This window comes from Nitrospira sp. T9 (genome assembly GCF_052156535.1).
In the GTDB taxonomy this organism is placed as follows: domain Bacteria; phylum Nitrospirota; class Nitrospiria; order Nitrospirales; family UBA8639; genus Nitrospira_E.
In genome coordinates this window covers 149,912-169,095 of sequence record NZ_JBQKUP010000035.1, presented here as the reverse complement: position 1 = coordinate 169,095, position 19,184 = coordinate 149,912, and the positions used below count along the sequence as shown (strand labels likewise).

Here is a 19,184-nt window from a genome sequence, read left to right as displayed (position 1 = left end):
ACATGACCCAGGGAGGGAGATGAAGAACATGCTGAGAGCCGGGGCTCATCCGTTGTGGTCGATTATCTTAGCTGGTGGGGAGGGGGAAAGGACACGCCCGTTTATCGAACAGTGGTTGGGCGGGCATAAACCCAAGCAGTATTGTACCTTTGTCGGAAAACGATCCATGCTTCAACATACGCTGGATCGAGCAGACCGATTGGTCAGACCTGAACATAAGGTCACGGTGATCGGTCGGAACCATCGGGAGTTTTTGAATAAAGCCATTGATGGAGATACGTCCGGACACGTGATTGTTCAGCCACAGAATTGTGGAACGGCGGCGGGAGTATTCCTTCCCCTGACCTTTGTTCGAGCCTGGGATGCTGATGCCACAGTCGTTATTTTTCCATCCGATCATTTTGTCTTTCCGGAAGCTCGTTTTCTCGAGACGGTCAGGCGAGGGATTCGCGCAAGCCACTTTCTCCAGGATCGTTTGATCCTGTTTGGCGTGTCTCCTTCCCATCCCGAATTGGACTATGGGTGGATCAACCTGGGCGAAGTCCTGGGTTGGAGCAATGGGTCATGTATTCGTCACGTCGGTTCCTTTCTTGAAAAACCGGACCTCCGTGAAGGGAAACAAGTCATGGCAAGTGGCGCGCTTTGGAATACGTTGGTGATTGTGGCAAACGTGACCGCTCTCTGGAAACTTGGTTGGCAAAACCTGCCGGTTATGATGGAGCGGTTTGAACAGTTAGGAGCGACGATTGGCACTGTGAACGAAAATAGGATGCTGCACGAGATTTATCGAGACATGCCTGTCCTAGACTTTTCTCGTGAATTGCTACAACGGATTCCTGAGCATCTGGGGGTGATGGAGTTCGAAGAAGTGCTGTGGAGTGATTGGGGACAACCCGAACGCATTGCCCATACACTCCAAACTCTCGGAAAAAAACCTGCATTTCCTTCCGAAATTTTACAAAGGTCCTTGGCTCCCACCGATGCCATTTCTCACATAGAGGTGATGTGATGGCGAAAAAGCCGTTCGTTCAACCATCCGATACACCTCAAACATCCACCTCAGCCGGTAAGTTCAAGGGCGTAGTGAGAAAAAAGACGTCATCATATAAGAGAGGTTCCTTAAGGAGTTCGGGAGAGCATGATCCCTGGTGGCACCGATTCCATGAACTCTCAATCTCCCGTTGGGAAGGTGCACGCGGGTATCATCCCGCGGGCGTACGAATGAATTCACTCAAGAGTTCTGTTCATCAGCTGAATGCCAGGAATTCCGTTGGCACATCTTTTCATTTTGTTCTGAATGACGGCGCGGTTTTCTGAAATAATTTTCCCTGTTCGTGTCAATAAATTGCCGCCGGCTCACAATCATGTCGCCTATACTGTTTCTCAAAAGAAGGTGTTTGTATGACATGCACGAACATGTTCTGTGGTTTCATCTTCATTTCGTTAGTCGTACCAATCGATGGGCTTTGCAGGTTTTAGTTGGTCTCAAGATCAATGACATGACCAACTTCAGGTTCCGGATGACCTTCAACAACCCAAAAAAAACAACACTGGACGGCACAAACGGGATCGAGAAAACGATCAGCTTAAAAAATATGAAAGGAAATTGGCGCGAAAGGCCAAAAGGATTCATTCCCACAGTCCAACCGGGGAATATCAATCTCCATCAATGGGAAAAGGATGCGGTATGGGTCGGCAAGGACGGTAGGTAGCAAGACCCATCTCCGGCTGCCATGGATGAAGAAAATCCATGAGCCAGAGCTCTATTAGCAGAACAACCAGAGCCCAGCGTTCATCAGGTAGGCATTGGTCCAGCCACCGTTCACCGGTTTCCTTTTCCATGTGTTACTCCCTTTGGGATTTTGTGGGACTGTTTGAGAGTTTGCCTCGTGAGATAGAATTAGAATGGGTTCTTCTTAAGAGAGAAATAATGCGTAGTTCATCAAGATGGGCTTTGGTCATATTGGGGATTTGGGGGTATCCACGTTAGGGTGTTTGCCCACGCCATCAGTGAGTAGAGACATCAGTCCTTCAGGGGAGTGGTATGGTAGGGCGCGACCGGTCTATATACCGCTCTCTGGGCTTTTAACTACAACATCATGACTTCGCTCTTTTCTCCGGTCAGCATGGTTTAAGAATCGACCTCTCATACTTTCCTCGAAGAGCGTTCTAACCCCACATGTTTATCATATGGGACAATACCTACCGAATCCTGGGTAGTTTCCGGTAATTCACAAAAGGGTCCGTTAAGGCAAAAGGCCTTTACGTCTAAAGGTTAAAAAGGCAGTGGATTGAGAACGATCCACACGTAATTTTTTGTTGTGTCGAGCGGGATAGGGCTGAGGAAATACGAGTCGGTCTTGGTCTCAATGCGAATGTATGCCGATCCACCGGACTCCTTTTGTCTCATCCCGCCAAAGCCGGGAACAACCCTTTTATCCCGTTGGCAATAATCTCCACGGCGATGGCGGACAGGATAAGGCCCATGATACGGGTAAAAATATTAATGCCGGTCACCCCGAAACGTTGTGAGATCCGCGGAGCCAGGTGTAAAGCCATCCATAGGCATATGCCAACAATTATGATGGTCAAACCAAGTAACAATTCATGTCCCAGGTTGGTGCCTTTATGTGCTTCAACCACAACTGTGCTCATTCCACCTGGCCCGGCCAGTAATGGGGTTGCTAAAGGGACGACGGCAATATCGTGCTTTCTGTTGGATTCTTCCGCTTCCTCTTTTGTTTGCACTGTGGGACTCAATTCTGCCTGAAGCATGGAAATAGCCATCAGGAGGATGAGGATCCCGCCGCCAACTCTAAAAGAACTCACACTGATCCCGAAAAATACGAGCATCCATTCCCCGGCGATTAAGGCGACTATCAGAATCAGGGTCGCGGAGAATGATGCTATTTTGGCAATTTTCTCCCTGGATTTCCTGTTTTCATCAGGGGTTAACGCGATGAAAATGGAGAGAGCGCCCAATGGATTGATAACGGCTAACAGCGCCACAAAAATTTTAAGGTATTCAGTATAATCAAGCATCGGGTATCCATTTGTTTGTTCCTCTCATACACCTGCTATCAGGGATGTGGCACTTCCTAAATTCTCACTGGCCACAAAAGGCATGAGCATTGATGGGGTGTGACAGGGAAAACCTGTATAGTCATGTGACTATTCTCATCATAAAAATCAAAGAAAAGTTTCACCTCATTTCATACTGCCGGATTGTCATGCTTGGGCTGAACGTTCCACTGGTCTTGCAGCCATCATCTGTCGTTGGTTCGGCTATCTGTCATTCATCTACCCGGGGGAAATGGAATTGAGAAAAGAAAATACAGGAAAGAGAGACATAAGGTAAACTGGAATTGGGAAGTTGTTTTTTTCGTTATGGGTTGAAAGGAGCGCAATGATGAAAGTGTTGTTGGCGGTAGAACAAACTCGTATTTCTGAAGGGGCCATTCAGATTCTCAGCAAGTTGACACTGCCCGGTGGATCCGATCTGTTTCTTCTCCATGTGAACCCTGTCCCTCAAAAGATTACAGGTCTGGCGAAGGAACGGATTTTGAAAATCTCCCAGCGGGTACAAGAGGTTCAAAAACAGGCGCTTGACCAGGCGCGTGAGTTTTTGGGTAAGGTCGAGAAAAGGTTGAATCTTCAGGATGTGCATGTGGCTTCTCTTGTAAAAAAGGGCTTTCCCGGAGAGGAAATTTTAAAAACCATTCATTCGAAAAACGTCGATCTGGTGGTCCTCGGATCACGTGGCTATTCCAAAGCGAAGGGGTTTTTACTCGGGAGTGTGAGTCAATGGGTGTTACAGGAAGCGCCCTGCTCGGTGTTGATCGCTCGCCCCATGGCTCGCGAGAAAAAGGAGGTTCGAGGCATGAACCTTCTGCTGGCCACTGACGGATCTTCCGATTCACGGGCGGCGGTCGACTTCGTCAAAACCGTGGAGCTACCGCCTTCCTCCCAAATCACCATTCTTCATGTAGTCAAAAAACATGTGTACGAAACCGAACGGGCATTGACGGCTGATAGCAAAGATGAGAGCGAATTTGCCAAATTGGCCGAAGAAATTCTGGAGATTCGGGGCCGGGAAGGGGCGAAACTTCTTGAACAGACTCGAAAGGCATTGTCTTTTCCTAACCTTCAGATTCAGGAGCGGTTGGTGTATGGCAATCCGGCCGATGAAATTCTTAAAGCCGCTCGCTATGCGCGAGCAGATCTCATCGTGATGGGATCTCGTGGATCGACCGGGGTCAAGCGGGTCTTCTTGGGGAGTGTATCGAATAAGGTGGTCCACAGAGCCGGTTCTTCTGTGGCGGTCATTCGAAATAAAACGAAGAAATGATTCTCCGAAACGCGGGCAGAAAACCCTGTTGGCTATGGGCAAAAATGGCCCTGGTTCCGCTTTCCTTGTGATAGAAGGAAGGTGGCCGCAGGATATGCCGATCTCTCACTTCCACGCCCGGGAACATACCCCTTGAATCATCGGGCATTGCAGATTTATTGGACAATCTTCATCTATGAATAACGGGACGTGTCATGAGCATTCGAAATTTCAAGTACCTGTTTAAGCCTCGGTCTATTGCGGTGATCGGTGCGTCAAATCGGCCTCATCGAGTGGGAAGTGTGGTGATGCAGAATCTTCTCAAGGGAGGGTTCCAGGGTCCTATTATGCCGGTCAATCCAAAGTATCAGGCGGTGTGCGGGGTGCTGGCATACCCCGATGTGCAGGCCTTGCCGATGAATCCCGATCTCGCCGTTCTGTGTACCCCTCCCCACACCGTCCCGCCGTTGCTTCAAGAATTAGGCGAACGCGGAGTCCGGGCCGCGGTTATTCTGACAGCCGGCATCAGGCGAGAATCATCAGGGAAGGAGGGCGCGACCGATTGGACGGACATGCTGGAAACCGCAAGCAAATTCGGTATACGACTTCTGGGTCCGAATACCGTTGGCATGCTCATTCCCCGGCTGGGACTCAATGCCAGTTTTGCCCATGTGGAAGCGCTCCCGGGGTCGCTGGCGTTTCTTTCTCAGTCAGGCGCTCTTTGCACGGCAGTGTTGGATTGGGCCCGGTCCAAGGGAATCGGCTTTTCGCATTTTCTTTCCCTGGGAGATAGTCTGGATATCGATGTTGGCGATGTTCTGGATTATCTGGGCAGCGACCCTGATACCCGGGCCATTCTTTTGTACATCGAATCCATCACGCAGGCCAGAAAGTTTATGTCGGCGGCCAGAGCCGCCGCTCGGAATAAACCGGTCTTAGCGATTAAAGCGGGACGACATCCGGAAGGGGCCACCGCCGCCAGTTCCCATACCGGGGCACTCATCGGTCGTGATGAGGTGTACGATGCCGCATTCTGCCGGGCTGGAATCCTGCGGGTGTTTGAAATTGATGAATTGTTCGATGCCGTCGAAACCCTGGAGCGAGCCCGCCCATTACAGGGAGAACGATTAGCGATTGTGACGAACGGAGGAGGGCCGGGTGTTCTGGCCGCCGATGCCTTTGCCGAAGGCGGTGGTGCCCTCGCCGGCTTGTCAGAGGCCACCATCCAAGAATTGACCGCCCTGTTGCCGGCAAGCTGGTCGCACGGAAATCCTGTTGATATCGTCGGGGATGCGAGAGGGGACCGCTATGCGCAGGCCTTGACCAGTATCCTGAACGCGTCGGATGTGGATGCGGTCATCGTGACCCATGCTCCCACAGCAGTCGTCACCAGTGAGGAGGCCGCGCTGGCCGTGGTGAATGCGGTACGCGCATCGTCCTCCAAGAAAAATGTGTTGACCAGTTGGCTTGGTGGCCACACAACGCTTCAGGCCCGGCGCCTGTTCGCCGAGGCCAATATCCCCACCTATGGCACACCTGAAAAGGCGGTGCGCGCCTTCCTGCATCTGATTCGATACTCCCAGCGGCAGCGCATGCTGATGGAAATTCCCCCATCCATTCCACGTGAATTTCAACCGGCCACGTCTTCCGCACGATACGTGATTGAACAGGAGTTAGCGCAGGGGCGTTCTCCGTTGAATGAGCCGGAGGCAAAGGCCATTCTGGCTGCCTATGGCATTCCCACGGTGGAGACCCATATCGCGTCGACCCCCGAGCAGGCCATTCGTTTCGCGGAACAGGTGGGGTTTCCCGTAGCATTGAAAATTCTTTCTCCTGACATTAGCCATAAAACCGATGTCGGGGGAGTCGTGCTTGATGTGGAAAACTCCAAGGCCGTTGCCACAGCGTTTCAGGGAATGAAAGACCGGTTGCAGCAGTTTCATCCGGGAGCGGAGATGCGTGGTGTGACCGTCCAACCGATGGCCCGACGGCCTGGTGCGTACGAATTATTGGCGGGGGTGACCGTCGATGCCGCGTTTGGCCCGGTCATTGTGTTCGGTCAGGGGGGCATTGCCGTTGAGTTGTTGGGGGACCATGCCATGGCTCTCCCTCCCTTGAACATGAAATTAGCCAAAGATCTGATTAAGGCGACGAGGATTGCTTCCTTATTGCAAGGCTTCCGGACTCATCCTGCCGTCGATCTGGAAGCGCTCTGTCTGACCTTAATGCAAATTTCTCATCTCGTGCAGGATTTTCCTGAAATTGTTGAGCTGGATATTAATCCCCTTCTCGCAGACCAGAATGGGGTATTGGCGTTGGACGCCAGAATGAAAATTGCCCCTTCTCGCATTTCCGGTCCGCACCATTTGGCCATTCGTCCCTATCCGGAAGAACTTGAGGAATGGATGACACTGGGATCGGGGAAACGGATTCTGTGTCGGCCCATTCGTCCGGAAGATGAACCGGCTCATAACGAATTTTTTTCACGGTTGTCCCAGGAGGATATTCGATTCCGGTTTTTCGGACTCATTCGGGAATTACCCCATTCACAAATGGCCCGCTTTACCCAGATTGATTACGACCGGGAAATGGCGTTCATTGCGGTAGGCAAGGATGAGGGGAACCGGTCTGAGACCCTTGGTGTGGTTCGCACGGCTAATGATGCCAACAATCACACGGCCGAGTTCGCCATTATCGTCCGGTCGGATATGAAGGGACAGGGTTTAGGACGACTGTTGTTGGAGAAAATGATCCGGTATTGCCGGCAGCGGGGCATGGCACAGATCATCGGCCAGGTCTTAACGGACAACTCCGGGATGCTGGAGTTGGCGCGGCGCACCGGATTTACCAAAAAACTTACAGCAGAAGGAGATGCGATTGAGATTACGCTGAATCTCACCTCCGGAAGGCCGTCTGAATAATGGAGAGAGGTTGGTGGCAAGAAACCTGCTCCAAGGATAAATTTCATCCTATGAAAGTCGAAGTAACCGATTCCCACTTATTCCTAAGCATCTGGAGATCATTATGTATCAACGAGTAGCCGCACCGGATCACGTGATTGCCATGCATCTCAGCGGGAAACTTACGGGCGACGACATCAAAACGTATAAGGGTATTCTTGATGAAAAACTGCTCAACCATGATCAGCTTAGCATGGTGGTGGACTTCACAGGCTTGTCGGACATGAACGCCGATGCATTTGTCGAGGGTACGAAGGCCGATCTCGAGCTTCTCAGGCATATCAATCAATTCACCCGTTTTGCCTTTGTTTCGGATAAGGAATGGCCCCAAGCCCTGATCGGGTTCATGAGCGCTTTATTTCCGACTGTGGAGATGAAGATATTCCCGTCCGATGAGCGCAATGAGGCCATGAAGTGGGCCTCCGAGCTGCCGAAAGCAGGCAAATTGCAACCTCCGGCTTTCCGGTTCCTCCCCACATCAAAAGACGATGTCCTGGCCTTTGAGATTAATGGAGTGATTTCAGGGAAGGAAATGCCCGAGGTCATCAAAAAATTCGAAATATTTCTGGAGCAGCATCAGAAGGTGCGGTTACTGAACCGGATCAAACACTTCGGTGGGATCGATCCGGCAATATTTATGCAAAGCGGCCTTCTTTCGATAAAGCTGGCGGCCATACAGAAGGTCGAGCGCTACGCCATCCTCGGTGCGCCAGGCTGGATGTGCAGGGTCATTGAGACTGTGAATCCCGCGTTTGCGGATATGGAAATGCGGACATTCCCGGAAGATCAGGAAAGCGAGGCATGGGCTTGGCTGGGAGCAGAACCCCCTCAATAAACTTACCGGCAGCTTGGCCATGACAAGAATACAGGTTCGTTATGGTACAAAGAACAGTTCAATCGCATGACCTGCCGGCATTCGATCAACGCTATTGGTTTGGGATCATCCATCATGAGGTCAATCCGTGCACTGATCACGTTCCTGCTCAGCTTACAGGTCATAGGCTGTACGACCGTGGGTCCGGACTATGTCCCGCCGGAACCACAGACGCCCAAGACGTTTAGCAGTGAGCTGACGGGTGGGCTGCGCGCAACTCCAGACGATAAAGCCACTCTGAGTCAATGGTGGATGACCCTGAACGATCCGGAACTGAATACGCTGATTGAAAGGGCCGTCGAGGGGAATCTTGATTTGCGCCAGGCCGCGGCGCGCATTCGCGAAGCGCGCGCTCAACGGGGCATAAGCGAAGCTGACCGTTTTCCGACCATTGATGCCACCGGGTCAGTGGCCCGTAAACGCTTTCGCTTTGGGACGAGTCAGGAAAACGTGCTCTCGGCTACGACCTCGTACTACCAGGCCGGGTTTGATGCCGCATGGGAGATTGATCTGTTTGGGCGCCTCCAGCGACAGGTCGAATCTTCCGTAGCGGAATTTCAAGCCACTGAGGAAGAGTATCGGGATATCCTGGTCACCTTGCTCGCAGAAGTAGCACTGAATTATGTGGAAGTGCGGTCCTTTCAGACACGGATAGCGGTCGCCAAAGCCAATCGGGATGCCCAGGCGAAGACCTTTGACCTCGTGTTGGCCAACTTCGAAGGCGGAGAAGTTTCGCGGCTTGATGTTGAGCAAGCCCGCTCCAATCTCGAGGCGACCCGGTCCCAAATTCCCACCCTGGAGACGTCTCTCGCCCAAGCCAAGCATCGGCTGGCGGTTCTGCTCGGCCAAGAACCGGCTGCATTGAATGAGGAGCTCAGGAAGCCGGGACATGTTCCACTCGCACCCCCTCAGGTCGCGATCGGGGTTCCGGCTGATCTGTTGCGCCGGAGACCGGATGTTCGAAAAGCCGAGCGTGAACTCGCGGCGCAGACAGCTCAAATCGGCGTGGCGACGGCGGAGCTGTATCCCAAGTTGACCCTGGTTGGATCAATCGGCCTTGAGTCGTTTAGTGCCGGAGACCTCGTGGCCCCGATCAATCGTGTGTACAATCTTGGCCCAACCATTCAGTGGAGAGTGTTTGATGCCGGCCGAATCCGCCAAAATATTGAAGTCCAAAATGCCAGACAGGAGCAGGCGCTGATTGCCTATGAAGCGTCCGTGCTCACCGGGCTCCAGGATGTGGAGGATGCTCTGGTGGCCTATGGCAAGGAACTCATCCGTCGTCAATCATTAGTCGAGGCTGAACAGGCCACGCGCCGCATGGTTGAGGTGGCGGACGACCAATATCGTGCAGGAGAAAACGACTTTCTCACCGTCCTGGATGCCCAGCGGTCTCTCCTCACCATTCAGGATCAGTTGGCGGCCAGCAATGCCCAGGTCACAACGAACATCATTAGTGTGTATAAGGCGCTTGGTGGAGGATGGGCGACGTTAGCGCCGGAAGACGTTCGTGAGTCGAGTCCGGATGAAGGCCATCATAATCAGGCAGAAGGGGAAAAAAGTGGCAAACAGGAAAACCGCCCACAATGAAACGGGCCAAGGCCGTGACCACGTGAATCGGAATTTGAGTGGAGGCGGCATATGACTCGGACAACCATACAGGTTGTGATTCTAGGAGTGATCGTGGTGGGAGGTGTGATTGGAGGTTGGCAATGGTGGCAGAATCAACCCCCTCCTATTCCACAAGGCATCGTGTTCGGCAATGGTCGAATTGAGGCAGACCAGGTCGATATTGCTTCGAAGTTTGCCGGGCGTGTGGATGAAATTTTTGTCCATGAAGGTGATTTAGTCCAGCCGGGTGAGGTCCTGGCAAAAATGGAGACGTTGGAGCAGGAGGCCGAACTGGCTAAAGCCAAAGCCGAACTCGCCAAAGCGCAGGCTGCCGTGAAGGAGGCTGAGGCGGTGATCGTCCAACGAAAAAGTGAGCTCAAGCTGGCCGAGCAGGAATTGGCGCGTGCCGTGCCCCTCGTCCGTAAGGGATCGTTGTCGAAGCGGATTCTTGATCAACGGCAAAGCCAGAGGGATACCGCCGTTGCTGCCTTGAATGCGGCGACAGCCAACCTTCGAACGCAAAGCCGTGGGATTGATGCTGCGCGCGCTGAGGTGAAGCGAATTCAGACCCAGATTGATGATGCGTTTCTGAAGACCCCTGTGGTGGGACGCGTCCTGTACCGGTTATCCCGGGAGGAGGAAGTCTTGGCTGCAGGGGGCAAAGTCCTGACGCTTGTAGATTTGAGTGAAGTCTATATGGAAATTTTTCTGCCCTCGCGTGAGGCTGCACGCCTGACCATTGGGGCGCAGGCACGAATTGTGGTTGATGCAGTGGCCACTCAATTCGCAGTTCCGGCCACAGTCAGTTTTGTGGCCCCGGAAGCGCAATTTACTCCCAAGCAGGTGGAGATTCTGAGTGAGCGTGAAAAACTGATGTTTCGGGTGAAAGTCAAGATCCCGCGTGAGTTGGTCATGAAGCATATTGATCAGGTGAAAACCGGGGTGAGAGGTGTAGCCTATGTGCGCCTTGATGACTCCATCCCATGGCCTGAAGCTCTTGAAAAGCGTTATCCGGGTGATCCACCGTAAGGCTCTGCCATGTCAACAATGACGGGAACGGTGGCCAGGATTGTGGGAGTCTCTCATCTCTATAGGAAGACTTGTGCGCTTCATGACATATCGGTGGATGTTCCGTCCGGCCGTATGGTTGGACTCCTCGGCCCCGACGGAGTCGGGAAATCAACTCTGCTGGGCCTTATTGCCGGAGCGCGCAAGATCCAGGTGGGAACGATCCAGGTGCTCGGGGGGGACATGGCCGAGGCACGGCATCGCAACGCCACCTGTCCGCGTATTGCCTACATGCCGCAAGGGCTCGGAAAAAATCTCTATGCGGAGCTGAGCGTCTTTGAGAATTTGGACTTTTTCGGTCGACTGTTTGGACTATCGGCGGGCGAACGTCACGCGCGTATCGGTACGCTCTTAAAGGCGACAGGGCTTGACCCGTTTCCCGATCGGCCGGCCGGGAAGCTCTCAGGGGGAATGAAGCAAAAGCTGGGTCTCTGTTGCGCGCTCATCCACGACCCCGATCTTCTTATTCTCGATGAGCCGACAACCGGCGTGGATCCCCTCTCCCGCCGGCAGTTCTGGACCCTTATCGATAGCATTCGAGCGGGGCGCGCTGGGATGAGTGTGCTCCTGTCAACGGCCTATATGGACGAGGCTGAGCGGTTTGACTGGCTCATCGCCATGGATGCCGGCAACATTCTGGCGACCGGCTCGCCCGAAGAACTCAAAACCAAAACTGACTCGGAGAGTCTTGAGGACGCCTTCGTTGCGCTTTTACCCAAAAGCAAGCGTGGTGGTCGGCACACATTGACGATTCCACCCCGCAAGCACGCCGGTGGTGAGCCGGCCATCGTCGCGAAGGGCCTCACTCGCCGCTTTGGCAAGTTCACGGCGGTGAACAATGTCAGCTTCTCGATTGAGCGTGGAGAGATCTTTGGCTTTCTGGGGTCAAACGGTTGTGGGAAAACCACGACGATGAAAATGCTCACGGGGCTTTTACCGGCCTCAGAGGGGGAAGCACATCTGTTTGGACAGCCGGTTGATGCCGGTAACCTTGAAACACGAAAACGTGTCGGTTATATGTCGCAATCGTTCTCGCTCTATGGTGAGTTAAGCGTCAAACAAAATCTTGTGCTGCATGCCCGTCTCTTTCACCTTTCCCAAGAGGTGAGAACATCCCGGATCGCCGAGCTCATCGACCGTTTCAACCTCGCCCAGCATATTGACCAATTGGCTGACCAGTTGTCGCTTGGAGTACGCCAGCGACTCTCACTTGCCGTTGCCCTCATTCACCAGCCGGAGATGCTGATCCTTGACGAACCCACCTCGGGTGTCGACCCTGTCGCTCGCGATGAATTTTGGCAGCTCCTCATCGACATTTCACGTAACCAGAATGTCACCATTTTCATCTCGACCCATTTCATGAACGAGGCCATGCGTTGCGACCGTATCTCGCTGATGCATGCGGGTAGGGTGCTTGCGTGTGATACTCCGACTGCCCTACAAGCGGCTCGGGGTGCCTCCAATCTGGAGGAGGCCTTCATCAGCTATATTGAGGAGGCAGTAGGCCCACCCGCAGGGGAACCTGCAGAGGTGACGGCAATCCAATCTTTGGAGCAACCGACTTCCCCAATTCCCGGGGCTGACGTTCATGCCGAACCGTCCCTGCTCAATCTGAGCCGTCTTGTGGCCTACAGCTATCGAGAAATATTAGAGGTGTTCAGAGATCCGATCCGACTGGCTTTTGCGTTTGTCGGATCGGTGATCCTCATGCTGATTTTTGGCTTCGGAATCACGACCGATGTCGAACACCTCCGCTATGCGGTTTTGGATCTTGACCGGACACCGGCAAGCCGAACCTATCTGCAGAGTTTTGCCGGCATTCCACGGTACTTCGTTGAGCAGCCACCGCTCCACTCTGAACCGGAAATCCAGGAGCGATTGAAATCGAACGATATCTCCCTTTCGATTGAGATTCCTCCTCATTTCGGTCGGGACTTGACGCGAGGGAGCAGACCGGAAATCTCAGTTTGGATCGATGGAGCGATGCCCTTTCGAGGGGAGACGATTCAAGGCTATGTGGAAGGGGTTCATTCGAAGTATCTCGAGGATCTCATCCGCCGAAACCCCGGAAATGCGTCCTCATTGCTTCAGGCAAACATTGTGACCCGTTACCGGTACAATCCCACCTTCGAAAGCGTGTATGCGATGGTTCCCAGCGTCCCAGCCATCTTGCTTTTTATGATTCCTGCCATCCTCATGGCCGTAAGTGTCGTGCGGGAGAAGGAACTTGGCTCGATCACAAATTTTTATGTTACGCCAACGACCCGCCTGGAGTTTCTGGTTGGCAAGCAATTTCCCTATGTGGCGATTGCGATGCTCAACTTCGGGCTTTTAACCTTCCTGGCGACCGTGGTCTTCCAGGTGCCACTGAAGGGAAGCACGTTGACGCTGACCTTTGGCGCCTTGTTGTATGTCACGGCGGCGACCGGCCTGGGACTGCTGATGTCGGCGTTTACGTCGAGTCAGGTGGCTGCCGTTTTCGCGACGATGATTGTGGCCACATTGCCAACCATTCAATTCTCGGGCATGTTTCAGCCGGTATCGACGTTGGATGGCAGCGCCAAGGCTATCGGAATTCTTTGGCCTGCCACCTATTATATGCATCTCAGTGTCGGGGCGTTTACGAAGGGATTGGCGATTCGTGATTTGTGGTCGGATCTTGTGGCTCTGGCCACGTTCATCCCTGTCTTTACCCTCTTAAGTGCCATGGCCTTGAAGAAACAGGATCTCTGAGCATGAAACGGCTTCTGAACATCTTCTGGCTTGGGACAAAGGAATTGCGTAGTTTACAACGCGACAGCGTAGTTATCGTCCTTCTGTTCTTTGCCTTTACGTTTAGCGTCTATTCACGGGCGACCGGCACATCAGCCGAAGTGCATCATGCGTCGGTGGCGTTGGTTGACGAAGACCGTTCAACTCTTTCCCGACAGATTGCCAATGCCTTTTATCTGCCGTATTTCCAGGAGCTTCAGCTGATTTCAGCTGATGAAATCGATTCGGGTATGGATCAGGGACGATTCATGTTCGTGCTGAACATTCCGCCGCGTTTCGAGGCCGATGTGATTGCGGGCCGTTACCCTGAGATTCAGGTGAATATCGATGCCACTGCAGTGATGCAGGCCAGCATTGGAGCGAATTACATCAACAATCTTATCTCAGATGAAATTGAGCGTTTTGGACAAGGCATGAGTGCGGAGCAAACCGGATCCGTCGAACTGGTTACCCGGGCGGCATTTAATCCCAACCGAAATCACCCGTGGTATAACAGCCTCGTCGGCCTCATCGACCAGATCACGATGTTAACCATTGTACTCACCGGTGCGGCACTGATCCGCGAACGGGAACACGGCACTCTTGAGCATTTACTCGTGATGCCCTTGACGTCCTTCGACATCGCCATGGCCAAGGTCTGGGCGAACAGCCTTATCATCCTGGTCGCCGCCGCACTTTCCCTGCAATTGGTGATTGAGGGACTTCTCTCGGTGCCCATTGCCGGTTCAAAATGGCTCTTTCTTGGTGGCATGAGTGTGTATCTTTTTTTTGCCACTGCGCTGGGAATATTTCTGGGAACGGTTGCACGATCCATGGCTCAGTTCGCACTGCTCATTGTTCTCGTCATCTTGCCCTTGCAGATGCTCTCCGGTGGGAACACTCCTGTGGAAAGCCAGCCCGATTGGTTGCAGACCGTCACGTTTTTCCTTCCGTCCCGCCACTTTGTCAGCTTCGCGCAGGCGATCATTTATCGCGGGGCAGGTTTTGACATCGTGTGGCCTGAATTTGTCGCGGTCACGGTGTTAGGCCTGGTTTTCTTTCTGTTCAGCCTCGGACTGTTCCGCCGGTCAATTGCGAGGAGTACGTAAGAACCCAAGCAATCCAAGGAACAGATCTATCATGAAACCTCACCATAATAATGTCACCGCATTTTCCTACTTTTCTAAACTGCCTCCGGATTTGAGGGATTGACGGATTTAGCCCTGGGGAACTTCGATGGACGTGGAGCCATGTTTAAGGGGGCTGTTGAAAAAAGCCGCCAGCGGCGTTCTCGCCATTTTTCCGTGCTCACGTACTGGAAGTACGCTCTGCGCGCAAAAATGACTGCGGCCTTGCCTTCGGCATGACTCAGGGCAGGACTGGACGAACCCTTCGGGAAGACTCAGGGCATGCTTTTTTGAACCGCCCCGAGACCTCTAATATGCAACGTGCCTGTGAGGCAATATGCCCTTGGAAATTGGTTATATTCAACACTTCCTTAAGGCATATGGCTATAGCAGAGACGCTCCGGCTTACGTCCCGCGAACCACTACACTCCTCGTATTGTGCCATTTCATCTCCACGCGTCGGTGCAGTTGAAATGCGGTGAGATTCCTTTGGATGCGTTGAGTGGCGGGTGGGCTGTTCTTTCTGTTCAGCCTTACTTCGCAATTGTAATTCTGGGGACGTGTACTCCTGAAACCTCTGTGACGGTCATTTGAAACAGCTGATAGAGCAGGCGAAAGGACTCCTGATTCCAACTATGGGTTGAGTCGTCTTGGATGAAATAGTGAGTGCCGTTATAGTTCACCTCTAGCGCCGCAGCTTTGGGTGAGGTCTGCGTCTGGTGTATGTGAAGCGTGTGCGCAGGGTTCAAGGGAATCTGTCTGGTCCGCGGATCTTTCTGCACATCATACTCTGGTTCCTCCGCAATTCCTCTCGCTAGAAAATTCAAAATAGAATGAAAGCTTCGGAGTCGAAACTTTCCATGTAAAGGATACTCCCCGCCCGGAAAACCTGGACGAATGTCCACAAGCAGATCGTTCGCCAGTCCGGTATGCGCTTCCTCTTCAAGCTTGACACGCTCTGTATTAAGAAGAACCTCCGGATCATAATTGGTAATCACGACTCGCCCAGTGATATGTCGTCTTAGCAGGTACACGTCTTGGTCCGGGTCATACGTGATATGGTAGCCTTTTTCCACGGCTTCCAATGCTTCTTTAGGGCTGAAATGAACAATCCACGTTTGATCAAAGGTTAAAGGTTCGATGAACAACTGATTCGACTGCTGGAGTGACGCCAGGTGAAGGACTCGCCTCCGAAATTCTTCATACAACCCCTTCCGGCTTGGGAGATTTAAGAAACTTATTTCCTGTTCCCCATCGACGCTTCGAAGTTCTCCGGCCATGAGACGAAGGAGCATGTCGATTCCCGTTCCTTGTCGCACGAGTGAGATCAGCGTGGTTTCATTCATGGGTGTCAACAGTCGCTTCGTAAATTCTTGCCCCTCTATCGGGACGATGGTAATGGTCGGATTTTCTGAAATGCTCCCTCCAAAGATAGGAGAGAGGAGGAACCCACCGTCCAGCCCTCCAAGCGGAGGGGTTGCCCCGGCATTCACTTGGAAGTTAAAGGTCGCTGCCACATTCGAGACAGCCGTAAAATGAACGGGACGATGCGCATGAGCGCGGACAATATTCAAGAGCAGTTGTTCAGCGTGGGCTTGAATGACGGCATGATCATAGGCAATAACCGCACGGTGCATCGTGATAGGAGAAAGGCATCCTGAGAACACCAAAGGGAAGATGGCGGTCATGAAGAAGCGAGTTTTGCGATTCACCTGATGTTTTTTGCCGGTAATATGTTTGTTTCAGTCGAAACGACGATGGCATCAACAATGACGCCATGGCATGTCTTGCTCTCATTAAAAGTAAAAATAATAAAAGACGTCCTGATTTCCTTGTCGTGTACACCGGCATCTGTCTTTTTCGTCATTCCCCATCTCAGTCATTGGAAGTCCGTACACGGTCCCTCTTCATGCCGGATCGTGGTCAGCGGGGATGACAAAAGCCTTAGCTGAATATCTGAATCCAACGGCCGGCATGATGACCGGTGTTCTTTCTGTTTCGACTCCATTCTGAAACATCGCCATCACTACAATTTTCTATGATGGCTTTTATGAAACCCTCGGTTCTCTGTTATCGGGTCTTCGATGTCGACCGGGCCAACCGGCTCGTAATCGGCCAAAAGGCATGGGACCACTTCCGGTTTGACCGCCTCGAGCGACACAGCGCTCAAATGCTGGGAGATGGTGCTGGCGGGAAGCAGCCTGCAGGCGTTGAAATAATGCCCGAACTTCGGGCACCTTCGTCTGTCTGAGAAATCGTTCATACATCGCGATATTGTCGCGTTCGCCTTGAACGCTGGCTTGACAGGCTTCGAATACAGACGAGGGAGGCTCAAGCTTCCCTTCCCAGTCATCTTTGGGCAACGGAATTCCAAAGTGCGCGCACAGAAGTTCAAGCGCCTGCGCATGGGTTTCCTCCGCTTCCACAATATTGCGGAACGGCCGTATTTCACCGAATGTGTTGAGCACGAGGCGATAGGACGCCCGTGCTTTGTATTCATCGATCAGCGCTTCTATGATCATCGCTTTGGTGTTGTCGTCAATCATGGCAAACGCTTTCACTCTTCGTCCGGGTCGGGACGACGCGCACACGGCGCACAGGAGCCCTTTCCGGTAGTTTTCTCCTCACTGCCTGAGTGCTTAAACCATGCCAACGATATTCCTTGCTCGATATGCGTATTCCTGAATTTATGATGAACGGCGAGAACAACTGGGAATGGACTGAATCGCCATTTTATATTGGGCCGATCCTATTCACGCTCTCTATTGTTGTGCCAGGACTAGAATTGTAGATATTTGCCACTTTTTTGCTGGAAGATTTGTCGCTAAATGCCGCATCGGTCTGGAGATCAAAAATGGTATCTGGCGCCAAAAGCTCCCAATGACAGGAATTTTCCATGATGGCACCGAACTTGAAGAAAATTGGATAAGAAACCATAGGGGAAAATGAAACACAAAAGACCTGATCGATATGTAACCTGCTGGCTAACTCCGCACGGTCGGGCAATTCAGATAACATTCTCATCGCTGACTCCTCCGACCATGCGGAATCATTTTCGACAGAGGATCTCAATGCTCGGATTGCCCTGCGAGCGCATGAACTTTACAAGCAGCGAGGAGGCTGCCATAGGGAAGATCAAGCCGACTGGTTTGAAGCCGAACGCCAGAGATTGGCTACTTCATGAGAACCTTTGGACATTAAGAACCGAAGTTCTCATGCCTGCGTTTGTATTCAGATCCTTAACTCCAAATGCCAAGAGAGATCCCCGATTGAACGGTGGAGTCGGAAGTGGAAGTGTTAAAGGCTGTGAAGGCTAAAGGAAAAAATCAAAGGAGGGCATCATGCGGCTCAAGCATTTGGCATTATTTATGATGTTTTTCTCGCTGACTGGTAGTCTCGTTTTCGGTGCCGGGCAGCAGATGAAGAAAACACGAGTGCCGGCGGACAAGCTGGAGGAAGCTCGGGCTCTCAAGAATCCACTCCCTGATTCTCCGGATATTCTGGAAAAAGGAAAAACCATTTATGAGGGGAAAGGAACCTGTGTAAATTGTCATGGAATCAATGGGCGTGGAGATGGGCCCGGAGCGGCTAATCTGAATCCTCCGCCCAGAGTCTTTCGTTCACGTGGGTTCTGGAAGCACCGGACCGAAGGTGAAATTTTTTGGATTATCAAATACGGGTCACTGGGAACAGCCATGATTCCCTTTGGCGGTCTGCTCTCCGATGAAGAAATCTGGATGGTGATGCAATACGAGGCGAGTTTTCCAGGCGGTCATGGTGACCATCAAGATTCCGAGGGGATGGATGGACAGAAGGGAAAGCATGGACATGGACAAAAAAAAGGGCATGATGGAGAAGAAGGCCATGGTTCCGGTGGTGAAGGCCATCATGGAATGCCGCACGCCGACATCATGAAAAAAGCTACCCAAGCCGGTACTGCGGCCATCACGATGGAGCAAGCCGTCAAAATTGCCACTGAACACGTGGCGGGAACAGCCATTGAAGTGGAATTTGAGATGGAAGAAACGCAGCCGTATTGGGAGGTCGAGGTTGTGACTCAAGAAGCCAAGGTCATGGAAGTTAAAGTGAATAGTGAAAGTGGAGAGGTGATAGCTAGTGAAGAAAAGCACAGCGATGAAAAGCAGAAACATAAACGGAAACGAAAAGGGAAGGACAAAATGAGTGGACACAAAGAGGAAGGCAAAGGATGTTGCTCGAAGGGTGGGCATGCTGAACATGACGAACATGAAGAACATGAAAAGCACGACGAAGGGTCTTAAGGATAGAGTGCGTGAAGAATGGTGAGCATGTTGGGTGGTGAAAATGATAGCTTTCTCGTTATTCCCGACAGGTGTAATCGGAAATCCACATTCAGGAGGCGTGAATCGTAAGGGGTGAGGAGATTTCCCAGAGGAATAAACGGACGTTTCTAACGCTTGAATCAGGACATCTGAAACGAACGCGTT

Annotated in this window: 15 protein-coding genes and 1 pseudogene; 12 read left to right on the top strand and 4 right to left on the bottom strand. The window is 52.2% G+C overall.

All coding sequences use genetic code 11. The annotated features are described in order from the left end of the window. Nucleotides 1–28 precede the first annotated feature (28 nt). Entirely contained in the window at nt 29–1,009 is a 981-nt protein-coding gene (locus ACTRXD_RS11160; RefSeq protein WP_442431884.1) for a sugar phosphate nucleotidyltransferase, read from the top strand. A 397-nt stretch (nt 1,010–1,406) separates the two neighbouring features. Then, entirely contained in the window at nt 1,407–1,712 is a 306-nt protein-coding gene (locus ACTRXD_RS11155) for a hypothetical protein (protein ID WP_442431883.1), read from the top strand. Between the two features lie 694 nt (nt 1,713–2,406). Here the strand turns inward: ACTRXD_RS11155 and ACTRXD_RS11150 are convergent. After that, nucleotides 2,407–3,042 carry a YchE family NAAT transporter gene (locus ACTRXD_RS11150; RefSeq protein ID WP_442431882.1) on the bottom strand — a complete coding sequence of 212 codons (636 nt, stop codon included), beginning with the start codon at nt 3,040–3,042 and terminating at the stop codon, nt 2,407–2,409. 364 nt (nt 3,043–3,406) lie between these two features. On the opposite strand from ACTRXD_RS11150, the gene ACTRXD_RS11145 reads away from it, so the two are divergent. The 8 genes and pseudogenes from ACTRXD_RS11145 to ACTRXD_RS11110 all read left to right on the top strand — a co-directional run bounded on the left by ACTRXD_RS11145 (nt 3,407) and on the right by ACTRXD_RS11110 (nt 14,700). Next, a complete protein-coding gene (locus ACTRXD_RS11145) occupies nt 3,407–4,348 on the top strand; it encodes a universal stress protein (protein WP_442431881.1) in 942 nt (313 codons plus the stop codon). A gap of 194 nt (nt 4,349–4,542) precedes the next feature. Further along, nucleotides 4,543–6,651: pseudogene (locus tag ACTRXD_RS11140) on the top strand (acetate--CoA ligase family protein); the annotation flags it as partial. 81 nt (nt 6,652–6,732) lie between these two features. Continuing rightward, nucleotides 6,733–7,248 (top strand): GNAT family N-acetyltransferase, encoded by a 516-nt coding sequence (locus ACTRXD_RS11135; protein WP_442432016.1) that lies wholly within the window; start codon nt 6,733–6,735, stop codon nt 7,246–7,248. A 103-nt stretch (nt 7,249–7,351) separates the two neighbouring features. Then, nucleotides 7,352–8,122: an STAS/SEC14 domain-containing protein gene (locus ACTRXD_RS11130; protein WP_442431880.1), complete on the top strand. Its 771-nt coding sequence runs from the start codon at nt 7,352–7,354 to the stop codon at nt 8,120–8,122. A 114-nt stretch (nt 8,123–8,236) separates the two neighbouring features. Beyond that, a complete protein-coding gene (locus tag ACTRXD_RS11125) occupies nt 8,237–9,751 on the top strand; it encodes an efflux transporter outer membrane subunit (protein WP_442431879.1) in 1,515 nt (504 codons plus the stop codon). Nucleotides 9,752–9,802: 51 nt separating this feature from the next. Beyond that, nucleotides 9,803–10,801, top strand: coding sequence for an HlyD family secretion protein (locus ACTRXD_RS11120; RefSeq protein ID WP_442431878.1), 999 nt, complete (start codon nt 9,803–9,805; stop codon nt 10,799–10,801). A gap of 9 nt (nt 10,802–10,810) precedes the next feature. Further along, nucleotides 10,811–13,573, top strand: a complete 2,763-nt coding sequence (gene rbbA, locus ACTRXD_RS11115) for a ribosome-associated ATPase/putative transporter RbbA (RefSeq protein WP_442431877.1) — start codon at nt 10,811–10,813, stop codon at nt 13,571–13,573. A gap of 2 nt (nt 13,574–13,575) precedes the next feature. Continuing rightward, complete coding sequence (locus ACTRXD_RS11110) at nt 13,576–14,700, top strand: ABC transporter permease (protein WP_442431876.1); 1,125 nt, start codon at nt 13,576–13,578, stop codon at nt 14,698–14,700. A 551-nt stretch (nt 14,701–15,251) separates the two neighbouring features. Here ACTRXD_RS11110 and ACTRXD_RS11105 read toward each other — a convergent pair. The 3 genes from ACTRXD_RS11105 to ACTRXD_RS11095 form a co-directional block, all read right to left on the bottom strand. Beyond that, the gene (locus tag ACTRXD_RS11105) at nt 15,252–16,430 is read right to left on the bottom strand and encodes a hypothetical protein (protein WP_442431875.1); all 1,179 of its coding nucleotides are present in this window, start codon (nt 16,428–16,430) and stop codon (nt 15,252–15,254) included. Between the two features lie 336 nt (nt 16,431–16,766). Further along, nucleotides 16,767–17,264 carry a ferritin-like domain-containing protein gene (locus ACTRXD_RS11100; protein ID WP_442431874.1) on the bottom strand — a complete coding sequence of 166 codons (498 nt, stop codon included), beginning with the start codon at nt 17,262–17,264 and terminating at the stop codon, nt 16,767–16,769. 187 nt (nt 17,265–17,451) lie between these two features. After that, entirely contained in the window at nt 17,452–17,742 is a 291-nt protein-coding gene (locus tag ACTRXD_RS11095; protein WP_442431873.1) for a hypothetical protein, read from the bottom strand. Here ACTRXD_RS11095 and ACTRXD_RS11090 point away from each other — a divergent pair. Together ACTRXD_RS11090 and ACTRXD_RS11085 are read left to right on the top strand one after the other, a co-directional pair. Then, the gene (locus ACTRXD_RS11090) at nt 17,687–17,902 is read left to right on the top strand and encodes a DUF2934 domain-containing protein (protein ID WP_442432015.1); all 216 of its coding nucleotides are present in this window, start codon (nt 17,687–17,689) and stop codon (nt 17,900–17,902) included. The genes ACTRXD_RS11095 and ACTRXD_RS11090 overlap by 56 nt on opposite strands. Nucleotides 17,903–18,059: 157 nt before the next feature. Then, nucleotides 18,060–18,998 carry a PepSY domain-containing protein gene (locus tag ACTRXD_RS11085; protein ID WP_442431872.1) on the top strand — a complete coding sequence of 313 codons (939 nt, stop codon included), beginning with the start codon at nt 18,060–18,062 and terminating at the stop codon, nt 18,996–18,998. Nucleotides 18,999–19,184 lie beyond the last annotated feature (186 nt).

Bases quoted from the DNA above. Each gene is read 5' to 3' on its own strand.
- ACTRXD_RS11160 (WP_442431884.1), top strand. From the start codon at position 29: ATGCTGAGAGCCGGGGCTCATCCGTTGTGGTCGATTATCTTAGCTGGT.
- ACTRXD_RS11155 (WP_442431883.1), top strand. From the start codon at position 1,407: ATGCACGAACATGTTCTGTGGTTTCATCTTCATTTCGTTAGTCGTACC.
- ACTRXD_RS11150 (WP_442431882.1), bottom strand. From the start codon at position 3,042: ATGCTTGATTATACTGAATACCTTAAAATTTTTGTGGCGCTGTTAGCC.
- ACTRXD_RS11145 (WP_442431881.1), top strand. From the start codon at position 3,407: ATGATGAAAGTGTTGTTGGCGGTAGAACAAACTCGTATTTCTGAAGGG.
- ACTRXD_RS11135 (WP_442432016.1), top strand. From the start codon at position 6,733: ATGACACTGGGATCGGGGAAACGGATTCTGTGTCGGCCCATTCGTCCG.
- ACTRXD_RS11130 (WP_442431880.1), top strand. From the start codon at position 7,352: ATGTATCAACGAGTAGCCGCACCGGATCACGTGATTGCCATGCATCTC.
- ACTRXD_RS11125 (WP_442431879.1), top strand. From the start codon at position 8,237: ATGAGGTCAATCCGTGCACTGATCACGTTCCTGCTCAGCTTACAGGTC.
- ACTRXD_RS11120 (WP_442431878.1), top strand. From the start codon at position 9,803: ATGACTCGGACAACCATACAGGTTGTGATTCTAGGAGTGATCGTGGTG.
- rbbA (WP_442431877.1), top strand. From the start codon at position 10,811: ATGTCAACAATGACGGGAACGGTGGCCAGGATTGTGGGAGTCTCTCAT.
- ACTRXD_RS11110 (WP_442431876.1), top strand. From the start codon at position 13,576: ATGAAACGGCTTCTGAACATCTTCTGGCTTGGGACAAAGGAATTGCGT.
- ACTRXD_RS11100 (WP_442431874.1), bottom strand. From the start codon at position 17,264: ATGATTGACGACAACACCAAAGCGATGATCATAGAAGCGCTGATCGAT.
- ACTRXD_RS11095 (WP_442431873.1), bottom strand. From the start codon at position 17,742: ATGAGAATGTTATCTGAATTGCCCGACCGTGCGGAGTTAGCCAGCAGG.
- ACTRXD_RS11085 (WP_442431872.1), top strand. From the start codon at position 18,060: ATGCGGCTCAAGCATTTGGCATTATTTATGATGTTTTTCTCGCTGACT.